This is a genomic window from Caldisericum sp. (assembly GCF_049967455.1).
Classification (GTDB): Bacteria; Caldisericota; Caldisericia; order Caldisericales; family Caldisericaceae; genus Caldisericum; species Caldisericum exile_A.
The window spans coordinates 56,359-73,332 of sequence record NZ_JBMFSR010000002.1; the positions used below are offsets into that span (position 1 = coordinate 56,359).

Annotated in this window: 19 protein-coding genes and 1 tRNA gene; 15 read left to right on the forward strand and 5 right to left on the reverse strand. The window is 33.6% G+C overall.

Features of this window, described 5'->3' with window-relative positions:
* Positions 1 to 6: 6 nt before the first annotated feature.
* Positions 7 to 96: transfer RNA gene (locus ACP5SP_RS01155), tRNA-Ser, on the reverse strand.
* Positions 97 to 150: 54 nt separating this feature from the next.
* On the opposite strand from ACP5SP_RS01155, the gene ACP5SP_RS01160 reads away from it, so the two are divergent.
* A complete protein-coding gene (locus ACP5SP_RS01160) occupies positions 151 to 1,098 on the forward strand; it encodes a hypothetical protein (protein WP_428075885.1) in 948 nt (315 codons plus the stop codon).
* Between the two features lies 1 nt (position 1,099).
* On the forward strand, positions 1,100 to 1,525 hold the full coding sequence (locus tag ACP5SP_RS01165) for a hypothetical protein (protein WP_424586356.1): 426 nt from the start codon (positions 1,100 to 1,102) through the stop codon (positions 1,523 to 1,525).
* Here the strand turns inward: ACP5SP_RS01165 and mtnA are convergent.
* Together mtnA and rpmB are read right to left on the reverse strand one after the other, a co-directional pair.
* Complete coding sequence (mtnA, locus tag ACP5SP_RS01170; RefSeq protein ID WP_424586357.1) at positions 1,511 to 2,548, reverse strand: S-methyl-5-thioribose-1-phosphate isomerase; 1,038 nt, start codon at positions 2,546 to 2,548, stop codon at positions 1,511 to 1,513. The two genes, ACP5SP_RS01165 and mtnA, sit on opposite strands and share 15 nt — an antisense overlap.
* Before the next feature lie 7 nt (positions 2,549 to 2,555).
* Complete coding sequence (gene rpmB, locus ACP5SP_RS01175) at positions 2,556 to 2,735, reverse strand: 50S ribosomal protein L28 (protein WP_416084776.1); 180 nt, start codon at positions 2,733 to 2,735, stop codon at positions 2,556 to 2,558.
* Positions 2,736 to 2,883: 148 nt separating this feature from the next.
* On the opposite strand from rpmB, the gene ACP5SP_RS01180 reads away from it, so the two are divergent.
* The 10 genes from ACP5SP_RS01180 (at position 2,884) to trxA (ending at position 14,107) form a co-directional block, all read left to right on the forward strand.
* Positions 2,884 to 3,219, forward strand: a complete 336-nt coding sequence (locus ACP5SP_RS01180; RefSeq protein ID WP_416084777.1) for an Asp23/Gls24 family envelope stress response protein — start codon at positions 2,884 to 2,886, stop codon at positions 3,217 to 3,219.
* Complete coding sequence (locus tag ACP5SP_RS01185) at positions 3,219 to 4,829, forward strand: DAK2 domain-containing protein (protein WP_416084778.1); 1,611 nt, start codon at positions 3,219 to 3,221, stop codon at positions 4,827 to 4,829. Before ACP5SP_RS01180 ends, ACP5SP_RS01185 begins: the two co-directional genes overlap by 1 nt.
* A gap of 10 nt (positions 4,830 to 4,839) precedes the next feature.
* Entirely contained in the window at positions 4,840 to 5,631 is a 792-nt protein-coding gene (locus ACP5SP_RS01190) for a purine-nucleoside phosphorylase (protein WP_428075887.1), read from the forward strand.
* A gap of 3 nt (positions 5,632 to 5,634) precedes the next feature.
* Positions 5,635 to 6,963, forward strand: a complete 1,329-nt coding sequence (locus ACP5SP_RS01195; RefSeq protein ID WP_424586359.1) for a pyrimidine-nucleoside phosphorylase — start codon at positions 5,635 to 5,637, stop codon at positions 6,961 to 6,963.
* Entirely contained in the window at positions 6,963 to 9,566 is a 2,604-nt protein-coding gene (locus ACP5SP_RS01200; protein ID WP_428075889.1) for a CBS domain-containing protein, read from the forward strand. Before ACP5SP_RS01195 ends, ACP5SP_RS01200 begins: the two co-directional genes overlap by 1 nt.
* Positions 9,557 to 10,477, forward strand: a complete 921-nt coding sequence (locus ACP5SP_RS01205; RefSeq protein ID WP_428075891.1) for an AAA family ATPase — start codon at positions 9,557 to 9,559, stop codon at positions 10,475 to 10,477. Before ACP5SP_RS01200 ends, ACP5SP_RS01205 begins: the two co-directional genes overlap by 10 nt.
* Positions 10,431 to 11,390, forward strand: a complete 960-nt coding sequence (locus ACP5SP_RS01210; RefSeq protein ID WP_428066439.1) for a DUF58 domain-containing protein — start codon at positions 10,431 to 10,433, stop codon at positions 11,388 to 11,390. Before ACP5SP_RS01205 ends, ACP5SP_RS01210 begins: the two co-directional genes overlap by 47 nt.
* Before the next feature lie 82 nt (positions 11,391 to 11,472).
* Positions 11,473 to 13,230, forward strand: coding sequence for a transglutaminaseTgpA domain-containing protein (locus ACP5SP_RS01215; protein ID WP_428075893.1), 1,758 nt, complete (start codon positions 11,473 to 11,475; stop codon positions 13,228 to 13,230).
* A 46-nt stretch (positions 13,231 to 13,276) separates the two neighbouring features.
* Positions 13,277 to 13,777 carry a TlpA family protein disulfide reductase gene (locus tag ACP5SP_RS01220; RefSeq protein WP_428075895.1) on the forward strand — a complete coding sequence of 167 codons (501 nt, stop codon included), beginning with the start codon at positions 13,277 to 13,279 and terminating at the stop codon, positions 13,775 to 13,777.
* A 9-nt stretch (positions 13,778 to 13,786) separates the two neighbouring features.
* Positions 13,787 to 14,107, forward strand: coding sequence for a thioredoxin (gene trxA, locus ACP5SP_RS01225; RefSeq protein ID WP_416084786.1), 321 nt, complete (start codon positions 13,787 to 13,789; stop codon positions 14,105 to 14,107).
* Positions 14,108 to 14,141: 34 nt separating this feature from the next.
* Here the strand turns inward: trxA and rpe are convergent, their stop codons facing one another.
* Positions 14,142 to 14,789, reverse strand: coding sequence for a ribulose-phosphate 3-epimerase (gene rpe / locus ACP5SP_RS01230; protein WP_424596587.1), 648 nt, complete (start codon positions 14,787 to 14,789; stop codon positions 14,142 to 14,144).
* Positions 14,786 to 15,472, reverse strand: a complete 687-nt coding sequence (locus ACP5SP_RS01235) for a PASTA domain-containing protein (RefSeq protein WP_416084788.1) — start codon at positions 15,470 to 15,472, stop codon at positions 14,786 to 14,788. Before ACP5SP_RS01235 ends, rpe begins: the two co-directional genes overlap by 4 nt.
* Positions 15,473 to 15,535: 63 nt before the next feature.
* Between ACP5SP_RS01235 and coaD the strand changes: the two genes are divergently transcribed.
* Genes coaD through ACP5SP_RS01250 form a run of 3 tightly spaced genes read left to right on the forward strand, consistent with a single transcriptional unit; the run spans position 15,536 to position 16,886 of the window.
* Positions 15,536 to 16,018 carry a pantetheine-phosphate adenylyltransferase gene (coaD, locus tag ACP5SP_RS01240; RefSeq protein ID WP_416084789.1) on the forward strand — a complete coding sequence of 161 codons (483 nt, stop codon included), beginning with the start codon at positions 15,536 to 15,538 and terminating at the stop codon, positions 16,016 to 16,018.
* A 3-nt stretch (positions 16,019 to 16,021) separates the two neighbouring features.
* Positions 16,022 to 16,483, forward strand: coding sequence for a hypothetical protein (locus ACP5SP_RS01245; protein WP_416084790.1), 462 nt, complete (start codon positions 16,022 to 16,024; stop codon positions 16,481 to 16,483).
* A complete protein-coding gene (locus ACP5SP_RS01250; protein ID WP_416084791.1) occupies positions 16,464 to 16,886 on the forward strand; it encodes a YceD family protein in 423 nt (140 codons plus the stop codon). Before ACP5SP_RS01245 ends, ACP5SP_RS01250 begins: the two co-directional genes overlap by 20 nt.
* Positions 16,887 to 16,974: the final 88 nt, after the last annotated feature.

The window sequence follows — 16,974 nt, forward strand, 5'->3', positions numbered from 1 at the left end:
TTTCCCTGGCGGAGAGGGTGGGATTTGAACCCACGAGAAGGTTGCCCTTCTACCTGATTTCGAGTCAGGCGCTTTCAACCACTCAGCCACCTCTCCAGAAGATATTATATAAGAAGTGATCTTTTTATCAAATCTCTGGTATAATATTTTGTGATTTACGATATCCCTCAAGCAAAAGTTGAATTTAAAGAGGAAAATTACAAAACATTTAATAACTACAAAATTATAAGGATCATATCCAATAGTATTCTCGCCTCAAACTTTAAAGAAAACGATACAAACATTGCATATCTTTTTCTTCCCATGAGTAGCTTCTTCGACAGAGTTGTCATATTACTACATGGGATGGGAGAAAGAAATATAAGACACCTTGAATACTTTGGACATAGATTTGCAAAAATTGGAATTCCACTTATTATGCCTATACTTCCATTCCATAGTGAAAGGAAGATCACGGGATATAAAGATGGTGAGAAGTTCCTTACTGATGATATAGAAGCTTCAATCAGAAATTACAGACAGGCAATTGTAGATATAAGGATAAATTTAAACTACCTTGACAGAAAAGGATTAGCGAAAAATGGTTATACCCTTGTTGGATTTAGTTTTGGAGGCATGATTGGCACAATTTTAATGGGAATTGAAAAAAGAATTAGAAATGGAATGCTTGTTGCAACGGGTGGCGATTTCGAATATATCACTTGGAAAAGTCTTGCAACTCGAATCATACGAAAAAAGTATGAAACAGAAACAGATTATGAAACATACGGTTGCACTTACGAAAAATGTAAAGAACTCCATAAGGATTATTGGGAAATTCTTAAGAAAATAAAAACTACTAATGATATTGATAAAATAGAGTTTAAAAAGGGATGCTTTTTATTTGATCCCCTAACCTTTGCGCCTCTAATTAATGGGAGAAAAGTTATAATTGTTCGTGCTATTTTTGATGAAATTTTTCCAAAGGAATCTACACTTGCGCTGAAAAGAGCAATTACAACTTCTGAACTCATAAACCTTTTGAGCGACCACTTTCTTATAATAGCGTACAGAAGATTTCTATTTAATAAGATATTAGAACTTGTAAAGGAGGCATAATATGGAAATATTGGGATTGCTTGACTTAAACAAGTTAAGAATTTCAAACAATGAAGAAGTAAATCAAGAGAACTACAGGATTTTTTCTTATAGACTTTCAGAATTTGGCGCAAATGGGATATATGTTAAGGGTATAAAAAATGAATCTGATCTCTATTTTATAGAGGAATTAAAAAAAGAAATTGATATCCCAATTTTGAAAGATGGGGATTTAAAAGAAATTACTAATGTCAAAGATTTTCTTGATGGGAAAACAGGATCAACCCTTATTATAGAAGAAGAATACATTTTAGAGCATTTTGATGGAAGAAGAGAATTCATACCAATTTATACAGCCTTGATAGCATATAAAGCAAAAAATGAGGGTTTTAAAACCCTCATTGCAAGTGATATAGAAGCAGTAAAAGCTTCTTTAAGATTCGAATAACTTCTTGATAGTTTTCTTGAAAGGTGGGTATGCTACACCTTTATCTGTAATTATGCCTGTAATTAACTCATGAGGAGTGATATCAAAGGAAAAATTATAAACTTCCACACCAAGAGGAGCAACTCTCTTTTCCATGCAGTGAGTTACTTCGTCAGGATTTCTCTCTTCAATTGGAATCTCTTTACCACTTTCTATATTGAGATCAATTGTTGAAAGAGGTGCCGCAACGTAGAAAGGAATTTTATGGAAGTGTGCCAAAACTGCGAGCATATATGTACCAACCTTATTTGCGGTATCACCATTTGATGCAATTCTGTCTGCACCTGTAATTATTCCTGTGACAAGCCCTTTTTGCATGATAAACGCTGCCATGTTGTCGGTTATAAGCTTAAATGGAATGCCTGCCTCTTTTAACTCAAATGCTGTAAGGCGAGCACCTTGCAAATATGGACGAGTTTCAAGAGCAATTACAGAAATATTTTTATACTTCTCAAAAGCTCTTTTAATTACGGAGAATGCAGTTCCATGTTTTACTGTAGCCAATTCACCTGTATTGCATATTGTCATTATGGTATCATTATCAGAGAATAGCTCAGAACCATATTCACCAATTTTAAAGTTCCTTTCTACATCTTCTTTTTCTATATTCTTTGCTTCCTCAAGGACAATTTCTTTCAGTTCCTCAACACTTTTTTCCTTGTTTAAAAGGATTCTATCAAGAATTCTTTTAGTAGCCCATGCAAGGTTCACCGCTGTAGGTCTTGCACTATCAAGATAACTTTTTAACTCTGTTGCTTTCTTAATGAATTCTTCCTTAGTTCCTTCAAAATCCCTAAGACCGAGATACATCCCATATGCGGCAGCAACACCAATTGCAGGTGCGCCTCTAATCTTCATCTTATTAATTGCTTCCCATACATCAGAAGCACTTCTGCACTCCACGTCAATAACTTCAAAAGGAAGATACCTCTGATCTAAAATGTGAAGAATACTTCCATCAAAATAAAGAGAACGGATTTCCATAGCTTAACTATATTTTGTATTTATTGAGACAATCCGAACAAACTCTTAAAACTTTTATCTCACCATTTATCATAACTTTTGCCTTATGAAGATTTGGAAGAAATCTTCTCTTAGTTTTTCTGTTAGAGTGGCTTACTCTATTACCCGTTATCGGACCCTTTCCACAAATTTCACATCTATTTGCCATATCTTACCTCCAAACTTTGTAAATATTTTTCAAAAATTACCTATATATTTTATAGATTTTGTTAATATTTGCAAGTAGATTAGAAAATAGACAAAAATTTTCAAAAATCCCCAATTATGTTATAATTTATAAAACTTTGGAGGTTAAAATGGCGAAGATAATAATAAGCGAAAATGCAATTAAAAAAATAGCAGCATATGCAACAATAGAATGCTATGGTGTTGTTGGCCTTGCACCTAAAACATTTTACGATAAACTACTCAGAACTCTTAAAATTGAAGAATATGAAGCAGGAGTAGATGTTGACATTAAAGACAATGATACCGTTAAGATCACATTATATGTAATACTCCAAGGCGGCGCAAATGTATTAGAAATCGCAAATACAATAATTTCACAAGTATCCTATAAAGTAAAGCAACTGACAAAAATTAAAAACGTAGATGTTGATGTAATAATAAGGGGAATTAAAGGAGAAGAATAATGAAATATATAATGCTTAATGACCTCGATAACTTTTTTAGGGGTTCTCTCCAATACCTTGGAGAGAAAAGAGAAGAAGTAAACAAACTAAATGTATTTCCTGTTCCAGATGGTGATACAGGCACTAACATGTACCTTACACTTAAAACTGCGTTAGAAAATGTTGATAAGAAAAATCCTAAAAATATCAGGGATTTTGGAAAAGCTCTATGCGAAGGTGCACTAATCGGTGGAAGAGGAAACTCAGGAGTAATTCTCTCACAGATACTCAAAGGATTTTTTGAACCAGTAGACAATGTGGAGTATATCGACGGATTCCTTTTTTCAAGGGCTCTACAAAACGCAACAAAAGTTGCTTATCAAGCAGTAATAAAACCCGTTGAAGGCACAATACTCACAATAATAAGAACAATGGCACAGGCCTCTATTGAATTCGCAAACAAAGACGATATACTCAATCTTCTCTCTTATATTATTGAAGAAGGTAAAAGAACACTTAAGAGAACCCCAGAGATGCTTCCTGTTCTTAAAGAGGCAGGTGTCATAGATGCAGGCGGCCAAGGACTAATTTATATATTTGAAGGCGGATATAAAGCGCTTAAGGGTGAGTTAACCAAATCAAAAGGAATTGAAGAAATGATAAGCGAAGCACACGTTGCTTCAGAATCGCTTGAATATAAGTTTGATACTGTGCTTCTCTGTTATCTTGGCAATTATCCAAGAGACTTAATAAGAAAAGACCTCGAACAATTTGGGGATAGCATAGTAGTCGCGGATGCAGAAGACCTTACTAAAATTCATATTCATTCAAATGAACCATACAAGGTAATTGCATATGTTCTTGACAAGGGTGACATAAAAGAGGCTCATATTGAAAATATGCAAATTCAAACTGACGCCTTCGCTCAAATAAAAGAAGAAAAAACAAAGAAAGTTGAAAGTAGATTTTCATTTTCCATCGTGTCAATCGCACAGGGCGAAGGATTTAAAAAACTATTTGAGAGCCTTGGTGTAGAAAAAGTTGTTGAAGGCGGACAAACAATGAATCCATCTATTCAGGACATTCTTAATGCAGTTAACGAATGCTCAAAAGATACGGTTTTTGTCCTTCCAAATAATCCCAACGTTATACTTGCTGCACAAGAAGCAAAAAAACTATCAACAAACAAAAAAGTTGAAGTAGTACCTACAAAAAATCCCGCACAGGGAGTTCCCATAATACTCTCTTTCAACTCGGAAGGTACAATTGAAGAGAACTTAAAGATAGCAAATGAAGTTTTAAACCATATACATGTTGTAGAAATCACTTATTCGGTAAGAGACACAAGCTTTAATGGACTTCAAATAAAGGAAAACGATATAATTGGATTTTTTGATGATAATCTCACAACAACAGGCAAAAATCCTGAAGAAACTTTTATTAAATTACTGAATGATGTGAAAGATAAAATTGAAGGCTCCGAGTTTATCTCAATTTATTATGGCAAGGATACCGACGAAAACAATGCAAAAGTTCTCCTTTCAAAGCTTCAGGAAACTTTTCCTGAGTTTGAGTTTGACCTTGTTTATGGTGGACAACCCTTTTATTATTATTTAGCTTCAATCGAATAGGAGGAAGAAGATGGAAGAACTTAACAAATTTTTTGAAAGATTTAAAGAAAAATACAACCCTGACTTTGCAATAATCACAGGGACAGGACTTGGAAGTATGCTTGAGAAGGCAGAAATCTATGAAAAAGTGCCCTACAAAGAAATACCAAACTTCCCAATCTCAACGGTAATAGGGCACGCATCTGAACTTGTATTTGCAAAATTAGGGAAACATAATGTCGTATTTTTCAACGGAAGATTCCATTACTACGAAGGCTATTCAATGAAGGAAGTCACAATGACAGTAAGAACTGCAAATGCACTATCAATTAAAAATCTTATTGTATCAAACGCCTCAGGCGCTGTAAACCCAACACTTAAAGCGGGAGATCTAATGCTTATAAGAGACCATGTTAACTTTATATTTGCTGATAATCCTCTAAGAGGAGAACCAGGCAATGAAAAATTTGTAAACATGACAAATGTGTATGACGAAGAATATAGAAGGATAATAAAAACAATTGCATACAAGCACAACATACCTATCAAGGAAGGCGTTTATTGTGCAGTTATGGGGCCAAGCTTTGAAACAATTGCAGAATTACTTTTGATGGAACGTCTTGGAATAGATGCTGTAGGAATGTCAACCGTACCAGAAGTAATAATGGCGCGCTTTTATGGAATGAAAGTTGTTGGACTTTCTTGCATTACCGATAATGCATTTGAAGAAGGGAAAGTACAGCACGAGAAAGTCGTTCAAATAGCAAAAGAATGTGGTGAAAAAATCTCCCTAATTTTAAGTGAGTTTCTTGAGGAGGTTTAAAAAATGAGTATTGTTGAAATCATTGAAAAAAAGAAATATGGAAAACACCTTGAAGATAACGAAATAAAAGAAATTGTAATGGGTTATGTTGATGGCACTGTTCCGGATTATCAAATGGCTGCGTTTCTTATGGCCGTTTGGTTCAGAGGAATGGATGAGAAAGAACTTTCGACTCTAACTGATGTAATGATTCACAGTGGAAAAACTATAGACCTATCAAAAATCAATGGTACCAAGGTTGATAAACACAGCTCCGGTGGTGTAGCAGATACAGTTACAATACCGCTTGTCCCAATTGTTGCATCATTGGGTGTTCCTGTTGCAAAAATGTCGGGAAGAGGTTTAGGTCATACAGGCGGAACGATAGATAAACTTGAATCTATCCCAGGATTTCGAGTAGAAGTTCCAATTGAAGAATTTATAAACATCGTAAACCGTGTAGGTGGTGCAATTATCTCTCAAAGTGGAGAATTGGTTCCTGCAGATAAAAAGATCTATGCACTAAGGGATGTCACAGGAACTGTTGATAGCATCCCCCTTATCGCATCAAGCATAATGAGTAAGAAAATTGCATCTGGAACAGATGCAATAGTACTTGATGTTAAAGTTGGTAATGGAGCATTCATGGAAGACCTCGATGACGCACTCAAACTTGCCGAAGCAATGGTTAGAATCGGAAATTCTTTGGGAAGAAGAACAGTTGCGTATATTACCGATATGAACGAACCGCTTGGAGATGCCATAGGAAACTCCATTGAAGTAGAAGAGGCAATAAGTATCCTTAAAGGAAAAGGAAGTAAAAGATTGTTTGAAGTAATAGAAACTCTTGGAAGCGAAATGCTTGTATTGGGTGGAAAAGTCTCTGAAATAACTTTAGGTAAAGAACTTATAAGAGAGACAATAACAAGTGGAAAAGCTCTTCAAAAACTATCAGAAATTATTGAGGCACAAGGAGGAAACAAGGAAGTTATAAACGACTTTAGCCTTCTCCCACAGGCAAAGTTCAAAAAGGACATAATTTCAGAAAAAACAGGGTATGTTTCAAAAATTGATACAAAAGGTTTAGGAAGGCTTGCACAATTTTTAGGTGCAGGAAGAGAAAAGAAAGAAGACGTAATAGACCTATCATGTGGTATATGGTTTCCTGTTAAATTGGGAGACTATATTGAAAAAGGACAAGTAATAGGAACGATTCTTTCAAATAATGAAGCAAAACTGGAAGAAGCATTAAGCAGATTTAATTCCCTTATCGAAGTAAAAGACACACCTATTAAACCACCTCCACTTATTTATTACAGAGTATCAGACGAAGGTATTGATAAACTATTTTAATGAGCAATAATACTGTAATTTTAACCCATGCAGGAGCAGATTTTGACGCAATCGCATCTGCATTTGCAGCCTCAAAGCTATATCCAGGATCAGTTGTAATTCATCCTGGTTCAACAGATATTAATGCTCAAAAAATAATCTCCCTATTTTCCGATATTCTCAATTTCAAGAAAATGAGAGACCTTCCAAAAGATTTTTTTGAAAACATATCAAGGATCATTGTTGTAGATACAAGATTGAAAAACAGAATTGGAAACGGTGTTGAACTTCTCAAAAAGGAGAATGTCCAAATTGTTGTTATTGATCATCATCCAGGCGAAACAGATATAGAAAACGCAATTGTAATCAATAAAAACGTTGGAGCAAATACGACTATTCTTGTGAATCTTCTCAGGTTAAAAAAAGTCCGCCTTACTCCAATAGAAGCAACAATACTCGCATTAGGGATTTACGAAGATACAGGCTCACTATCATTTCCATCCGTTACAAGCGATGACTTCAAGGCGCTCGAATTCCTCTTTTCTTTTGGAGTCGATATGAAACTCATCCACAGATTTACTTCACCATTTCTTCAAGAGGAACAGTTGAATCTTCTGAAAACTCTCCTTGAAAAACTCAAAGAATACAACTTAAATGGACACAAAATTGGGATAACTTATGCAGACTTAGAAAAATATATACCTGGAGTATCAATCCTTGCTCATAAAATTCTTGAAATGATTGACCTTGATGTTATCTTCGTTCTTGTTAAAATTTTAGACACTGTACATATAATTGGAAGAAGCGTAAATGAATCTTTCAACTTGACAGAGATCGCAGATACCTTTAATGGCGGAGGACATCCAACAGCAGTTTCGGGTATATTAAAGGGTGAGTCAATTGACAAGGTTACAGAAAAGATACTCGAAGCTGTTAACCTTGCAAATTTCTACTCATTAAAAGCAAGAGACATAATGAGTTCGCCAGTTAAGACAATCCGTTCAAATGCAACAATAAAAGACGCCCTTGAAATAATGGTAAAGATGGGTTATTCTGGTTTACCAGTCGAAGAAAATGGAGAAATAATAGGTATTATAGAGAAGAAAAATGTTGAAAAGGCATATCTTTTTGGAAAGAGAAATAGTTCCGTAAAACAATTTTTCTCCCCAAAGATAGTCTTGGTTAAAGCATTTGATAATCTTAGAGATATTGAAGATAAAATGGTAAACGAAGATGTCGGACGAGTACTTGTAGAACACAACGGACGAATTGTAGGAATAATCTCAAGAAGTGATCTTCTCAAAGCGTATAAATTTGAAGATATGATGAAAGAAATACCAAGAAGTATTAAAACTTCACAAGTTCCAGACAAAAAATATATCGCAAAAGTAATCGAAAACGCAACGAGCAAAGACACACTAAAGCTCCTAAAAGAATTTGGGAAAATTGCAAGCAGTCTAAACATAGAAATTTACCTTGTTGGTGGCGCTGTAAGAGATGCACTTCTTGGTAAAAAAATGGTTGATTTTGATTTTGTCACAAGCGATGCAGTAAGCCTTGGAAAAAAGCTGAAGGAAAAATTTAATGGCACCATAGAGATATTTGAGGAAACTCAAACAGTTCACTTTGTTTTCAACAACGTCAATTTTGATTTTGTTACAGCAAGAAGAGAATACTACATAGATAAATCTCTTGTACCAGTTATTGAGAAGGCTACCTTAAAGGAGGATCTTGCAAGAAGGGACTTTACTATTAATGCAATGGCAGTTGACATCAGAGAGAAAAACTTTGGTATACTCTTTGATTATTTTAACGGATACGACGATCTTCTTAAAGGCATTATAAGAGTTTTAAAACCACTATCTTTCATTGAAGATCCTTCAAGAATTTTTAGAGCAATAAAATATATGATCGAACTTGGATTTAAGTTATCAAAAGAAACAGAAATTCTTCTTAAAAAAGCAGTTGAAATTGGGGCCCTATTCTCAAGCAAATCAGAGAGAGTTCAGGAAGAACTTAGAGAGCTGATCGTAAAGGACGAAATAGATAGAGTTATTCAACTATTTACAAACTATGGGATTATAAAAGAATTGTTCAGAATTAACAACATTACAAAATCAACAATCAACGCAATAAAATTATTCTACAAAATCGAAAAAAATGCTATAAAAAGGCTTTATGCTTTCATATTCCTCACATACCTTTCAAAGGGAAATATAAATGAGGAAGAAGTAAATAGAATATTCGGTATCAAAAAGAATGAGATTCTCAAAATGAAAGAAGCAATGGAGACTTTTAAAAATATTAGAAGAACCTTTAAGAAAGAGGATTTAGCTTCTGTTGTCCTTAAACTAAACAGGCTTGAATTAATTTATGTTCAAGCATACTACTATAAAGCAAAAGGGATAATTAAGAAATTTTTGAAAGATTATCTTGAAAAACTGAGATTCATAAAAAATGAACTCAAAGGCTCCGATTTGAAAGAACTCGGATTAAAAGAAGGACCGCAATATAGAAAAATCTTTGATTTACTAACCATATTAAGATTAAAAGGAGAAATAAAGAACAAAAATGACGAAATTAAGTACCTTTTAGACCACAAGGAGGAATTTGAATGGAAGTAGATCCAAGGATAAAAAAGATAGTTGAAAACGTTGAAAAAGTTATTTTGGGAAAAAGAGAAACAATTCTTCTGTCACTCGTGCCACTTATTGCAGAAGGCCATCTTATTTACATTGATATACCAGGGGTAGGTAAGACTACTCTTGGAGAATCAATTGCAAGGTCAATCGATGCTCAAACATCAAGAATACAATTTACAGCAGATCTTTTGCCAACAGATATTATAGGAATTACAATTTTTAATAAAGAGACTAATACATTTGAATTTAGAAAAGGCCCTATTTTTGCAAATATTGTTATTGGAGATGAAATAAACAGAGCACCACCAAAAACTCAATCTGCTTTACTTGAAGGTATGAGCGAAAGAACAGTTTCAGTAGAAAACAAAAGATACCTACTTCCGAATCCTTTTATGGTTATTGCAACGGAAAACCCAGTTGAATTTGCTGGTACTTATCCATTACCCGAAAGCGAACTTGATAGATTCATGATTTCTCTTGAGGTAGGTTATCCTGAACCAGAAACTGAAATAAAAATTTTACAAAATGGAAACAAACTTGAAGCAAAAGATTTAGGCACAGTTTTACATCTAAATGAACTAACTCAAATAATTAATGAAGCAAAAGAAGTATTTATAGAAGGAAGTGTTTTAAATTACCTTTACGAAATTGTCAAAAAAACTCGCACATCTAAATTTATAAGACTTGGATTGAGTACAAGAGGTGCAATAGATTTTGTGAAAGCAGTTAAAGCTTATGCAAAAATTATGAATAGAAATTTTGTAATTCCTGAAGATGTTAAAAAACTTGCAAAACCTGTCCTTAAGCATAGACTTATATTCAATGAATATGAAGAGAAGTTTAAAGATGAAATTATTGAGAACATTGTTTTCGAAACACAAGTTCCCATATAGCAAAATAAAAATAACAAGGCAAGGGACATTTTACATATTGGTACTAATAATCCTTGGATTTGCAGCTTTTAATTCCGGTAATAACATGATTTATCTTATTTTTGCAATTGCACTGTCTTTAATGGGAGTTTCATCCTATCTTGCAGTAAAGAATCTCTTTAATATAGAAATTAAAGTTGAATTTCCTCAAGAAATTTATGCAAACAAAGAAACTTTTATTTCGGTTTTCCTCGTCAATCTCGAGAAAAGAAAAAAATTTGTAATTGAAGTTGAACTTTTGGGAAAAGTATTTCATTTTGACTTGTTAGAAAAACAGGCAAAGAAAAATGAGAATTTTACTTTTGTTAGACGAGGAAAATATGAAATAAAAAAGGTTTCAATAAGTTCTTCGTATCCTTTTGGTTTCTTTACAAGAGAAAAAGAAAGAATAATAAATGAGACATTCTATGTATTTCCAGAAATAAGGAATGTATTTATAACACAAAAAAATTCGTTCCAATCAAACACGCTAAAACAGGACAATGACGGAGATTTTTACTCAATTGATGATTATAAAGAAGGATTGGATGCAAGAAAGATTTCCTGGAAAATCTCTGCTAAGTTAGGTGAAGAAAAGGTAATCACACTTGCAAATTCAGAAGGAACAGATTTTGTTGTTATATTCAACAACTCCAAGAAAATGTTTGATGAAGACCATTTTGAAATTGCCGTGAAGAAAACCGCATCTTTAACATACAAACTATTTCACGATCGTATAAATTTTATGTTTATAAGCCACAAAATCAAACTAAAATGCGCAAGTTATGAAGATTACTTAAAAATAATGCGATATTTATCGGAAGTAAACCTTGAAGATAACGAACCAATTACAAAAACAAAAGGAATTACACATGAAAATATCGAATTTATCTAAATTTGATAGCCTGTGTATTTTTTTCTTATTATTTTCAATTTCTTCTATCGCTTTTGTTGTGCTTATATACAATGCTCTCATTTTGCTTATTGTATTTCCTATTCTTGCATGTGCTTTAAAGAAAACACAGATACCAAAAGACTTTAAAAAAGGATTCGAAATATTCCCTCTTCTTGTGTTCCTTACTCTTCTTTCTATTCGTAGTGATCTTTTTATAGTTGTGTCATCTCTACTTGTAACCTCAATGAGTGCTAAATTTGCAATCTCAAGCGATTCAAGAGACTATTTTGAAATCTTTGTAGTAGGACTAATGCTCTCACTTCTTTCATCAATCGGAACAATATCATTTGGGTTCGGCTTTATTTCTATTTTATTTCTTGTATCGTCTTTTCTCTTTCTTACACAAACACATTTTAAAAACTCATTGCCTTTAGGAAAATCTTTGCCAGAGTGGAATGATATAATTACTTTTATTGGTGTATCGATTTTATTTTCATTCCTTCTTTTCTTCATACTTCCGCGTTTTACACTTGGTGTAATTCATGGAAATCCGATTGGTGCAAGAGCAACTTCAAATTTCTCTGAAGAAGTTTCAATAGACTCAAACCCAATTACGCTTGACTACACAATTGTTATGAGAGTTGAAAAGGAGAAGCAGAACGCACCTCTTTACATATCAGGATTGAGATACGCAACATTCTTAAATGGCAAATGGTACAAAATTGAGCCAAAAGAAAAAGTTTATCCCGACCTTTTTGGCATTTTCCTTAAAAGGGCTGTGAACAAGGCTACAATTTACCTTGACCCAAATAATACAAATGTAGTTTTTCAAGTTGATTATCCAGCAGGAATATTTGGGAACTTCAATTTCCTGTATATGGATGACAATAAAAATCTATTCTTTGATGCACCATTTTTCAGAACAGTAAAGTATGACTCATTTTTTGAGAACTCACCACCAAAAGAGATACTGTCAAAAGATGATTTAAAAAGGTATCTCGATATAAGGGGTATAAATCCACAGATAATAGAACTCGCTAAATCGATAACTCAAAACGCCCATAATCAAACCGAGAAAATTAATTTAATTATTAATTATCTACGGACGAATAATGAATATTCCTTGAATCCAACTGCAAAAAACATCGATGATTTTATTTTGAACCATTCAAGTGGTTATTGTGAACATTTTGCAACAGCATTCGTGATACTTGGAAGAGCCTCAAATATCCCAGTGCGTCTTGTCTCTGGCTTTGTTACAACGGAATGGAATGACGCTCTTAAATATTACATTGTAAGGGCAAAAGATGCACATACATGGGCTGAAGTTTATTTAAACAACTCTTGGATAAGAGTTGATCCAACCCCTCCTTCACAAATAGAAGCTAATAAACTAAGTTTATTTATAGATTCAATAAGAATGTTCTGGTATAAAAACTTTGTAACATATAGCGTTGATTCTCAATTGCAACTTTTTTCAAGCGTGCAGAGTACCTTTACGAACTTTGGAAAAACTACCATTAACTTAATCGAGATTTTAAGACAAAAAACTTATTATGTCTTAATATTTGGCCCCCTGCTACTTTTAATAACCTTCTTATTTTTAAGAACAAGAAGAGTTGAACAAATTGATACCATAACAAGGAAAATAATAAATTTGTTAGGAAACGACAGAACTAAAACAGAGACAATCTTAGAATTTGCAAAACGAAAAGGAAAAGATAAAGAATTTGGCAAACTACTTAATTTATACTACGAATACAGGTTTGGTAAGAAATACGATTTAAAAGATAAGATCAATAAAGAGATTAAAGAAATGAAAGTCAAAAAAGATCATTGACAGATTCACCTTTTTCAATTATAATTCCTACAAGGAAGGTGAAGAGATGAAGAAAATAATCGTTTTTATAGCAGTAATTTTACTTGTTGCAGGGCTTCTTACCGGCTGCTCTCAAACAAGTGATAGAGAAACTGCACCTGATTTTTCCTGGAAAGATAACAACGGCAATGTAGTAAAACTATCAGACCTCAAAGGGAAAGTTGTGCTTCTTGATTTCTGGGCAACATGGTGTGGTCCGTGCCGAATGACAATTCCACATGTTGAGGCAATCTATGAAAAGTATAAAGATAAAGGCGTTGTTGTTATTGGCATTAACCTTGATCAAGGCGATTTAAGTAAAGTACAACAATTTATCAAAGAACAGGGAATGAAATACCTTGTTGTGACGGATCCCAACAGCCAAGTTGCAGGACTCTATGGAGTTAATAGTATCCCAAGATTCTTTATTATTGATAAAAATGGAAAAATTGCTAAAATGATTATTGGATACGATCCCAACATGGAAGACGTTCTATCAAAAGAAATTGATTCACTACTTAAAGAGTGAGGTGAAAAGATGGAAGTAAACGAAACAAATTTTAGGGAAGAAGTTCTAAATTCTCCCATACCTGTACTTGTGGATTTTTGGGCTGAATGGTGTGTCCCATGCAAAATGATTGAGCCCATTATTTTAGAGCTGGAAAGAGAATATGCAGGAAAATTAAAAGTTGTTAGAGTAAACGTAGATGAAAACCAAAACCTTGCAGTTGAATATGGAATTATGAGCATTCCGACGCTTGGTATATTTGTAAACGGCTTGATGGTAGATCAGATAGTTGGCGCAGTTCCAAAGAGAGTCATAATAGAAAAACTAAAAAGATATTTATTACCCAATTAAATGTTTAGGCTCCCATTTGGGAGCCATTTTTTTATTATCCGTATTTTTCAATAATACTTCTTACGAACTCAAAGTCATTCTTAAAGAAAAAGTTTCCCATTACAAGGACATCTGCTCCTGCTTCAAGAACTAAAGGTATTGTTTCTTCGTTAATCCCACCATCAACTGAAATTAAGAGTTCTAAACTATTTTTATCCCTAAATTCTCGAACTTTTATAATTTTTGGAAGAGTTTCTCGTATAAACTTCTGCCCAGAAAAACCTGGTTCAACGCTCATAATGAGAACTAAATCAACATATGGCAAAACATCAAACACTTGTTCAATTGGTGTTGAAGGATTAAGTGAAATACCACATTTTCTGTTTAAATTTTTTATAGCATTAACAAGCCTAAAAGGAAACCTTGTTTCTTCAATATGAAAGGTGATATAATCTGAAAACATTGCAAATTTTTCTATAAACTCCTCTGGGTGGTTTATCATAAGGTGAGTATCAAACGGAAGATTGGTTATCTTCCGTAATTGTTCTCCTATAAACGGACCAAAGGTAATATTAGGAACAAAATTACCATCCATAATATCAAGATGAAGAAAACTATTTCCAAAATATTCAACCTTTTTTAATTCCTCCTTAATGCTTGTAAAGTCTGCTGAAATAATTGAAGGCGAGATTATAAATTTCATTTCGATACCCTCAATAGTACCTGAGTGCCTTTTTGCACTTTTGCATTGGGCATTGGATATTGGTAAAGAACCGTTTTTGGCGGTGCATTTGGAACCGGCTTATCAAATGAATCCACTTTATACAGCACAAGCCCTGCATTTTCTAAAATTGTCTTTGCTTCATCAACACTTTTTCCAATAACATTTGGAACAACAACAAAAGTGCCAATACTTACTGTTAAATCAACTTTAGTGCCTGGTTGTACGACCGTGTTTGGATCCGGTGATTGAGCAATAACTGTTCCAACAGGAGCATCAACTTCAACTTCTTTTATCTCACCCAAAGTTAGACCTGCATTGATTATAAGTTCCCTTGCGTCTTTAAAATCTTTATTTACAGCTTCTGGGACTGTAATTGTTGAAAACCCTGAGCTTAAAATAATTTTAACAATGCCACCTTTTTTAACTTCCGTTCCTGGGTTTGGATCTTGCGAGATTATTGTATCAATAGGATAAGTTTCGCTTGGTTGCGTAGCAACAACTTGGAGGATAATACCACTATTTTTTGCAAGATTTTGCGCCTCTGAGGCTTTCATCCCAACAAAATTTGGGACACTGACAACTTCTGCATTATATTGCCCACACCCTACAAATAATAAAACAACAATCAAAAGAACTAATACCTTAAAAGTTGCATTTTTCATATAATTATTTTACGATTTTTATAAAGAATTTGCAAGATTTTTTCTTTTATCTATACTTAAAGTATGAAGAAGGTTGTTGTATACCCAGGGACATTTGATCCCCTTACAAATGGGCATCTTGAAATAATTAAAAGAGCAAGTAAAATTTTTGATGAAGTCATTGTGCTTGTTGCAAAAAGAGACGAAAAAAATACACTATTTTCTTTAGAAGAAAGAGTCGACATTGTAAAAAGATGTGTTTCTGACATCACAAACGTAAAGGTAGACAAACTCGAAAAATTACTTGTGGATTACCTTAGGGAACATAAAATAAACTTAGTATTGCGAGGGCTTCGCTCAAACAAAGATTTTGAATATGAAAGAGAAATGTTTGAAGCAAATACAATAATGCTAAAAGGCATTGAAACAATTTTTATAATAGCAGCACCACATACGGCCTTTATAAGTTCAAGCCTTATCAAGGAAATTGCCTTCAATGGTGGCGATATATCACAGTTTGTCCCAAAAGAAGTACAAAAGAGATTAAGCGAAAAATTAAGGAGATGATCTATGGGTAAAAGTATAATTGATGAAATAGAAAACCTTAAAAAAATTGTAGAAAATGCAAAAAAAGTTCCCTTCTCTAAGTACATAACAATAGATAGAGACGAAATTTTAGGAATACTTATAAGAATTGAGGCGATGCTCCCAGATGAGGTAAAGCAAGCAGTTAATATCACCAAACAAAGAGATATGATTCTGCAGGATGCTTATGAAGAAAAAGAGCGTATCTTGAAAGAAGCGGAAGTCGAATTCAAAAAGAAAGTTAGTGAATCTAACATTATTGCAGAGGCAAAAAGAGAAAAAGAAGAGATAATCAATAACGCAAAGGCAGAGGCAGAACACATTAAAAAAGACGCCTTACAATTTGCAAACGATGTACTTTCAAAAATAGAAGGGGTTCTTGAGAAGGCGCTTTCTACAATAAAAGAAAGCAAGGAGGAAATTTCAAATGAAATTACAAATAGATAGAATTATTGATGAAGGAAATCTAGAAATAATTGAGGAAATAGATTTTACTGACATTGAGATGCCAGTAAAAATAATTGGACCTGTAAAAGTGCATCTCAACTTCGAAAATCTTGGTCAAAGAGAAATTCGAGTTACAGGAGAGATTTTTGCAACACTTAGATTAACTTGTGTAGTTTGTCTTGAAGAATTTGATGAGAAATTAAAAATTGAAGTCGATGAAACTTATATTCCAGAAACTCTTGTCGAGAATAAAAAAGAGGAACGTCCAATAGAAGAGTTAAGCGAATTTACTTACAAAGCTAGCTATCTTGATACCTTTGAGATTGTTAGAGATAATATCCTTGAGTTTATTCCACCTTATCCAAAATGTCCTAAGTGTTTATCAAAAACTGAAGAAATTTGAGTATAATAAAAACTAATAGCCCAAATTCCGCCCGCTGAGGATGGGCAAGATTAAAAGGCGGTAAAAAATACCTCAGCCCTGGGAAATT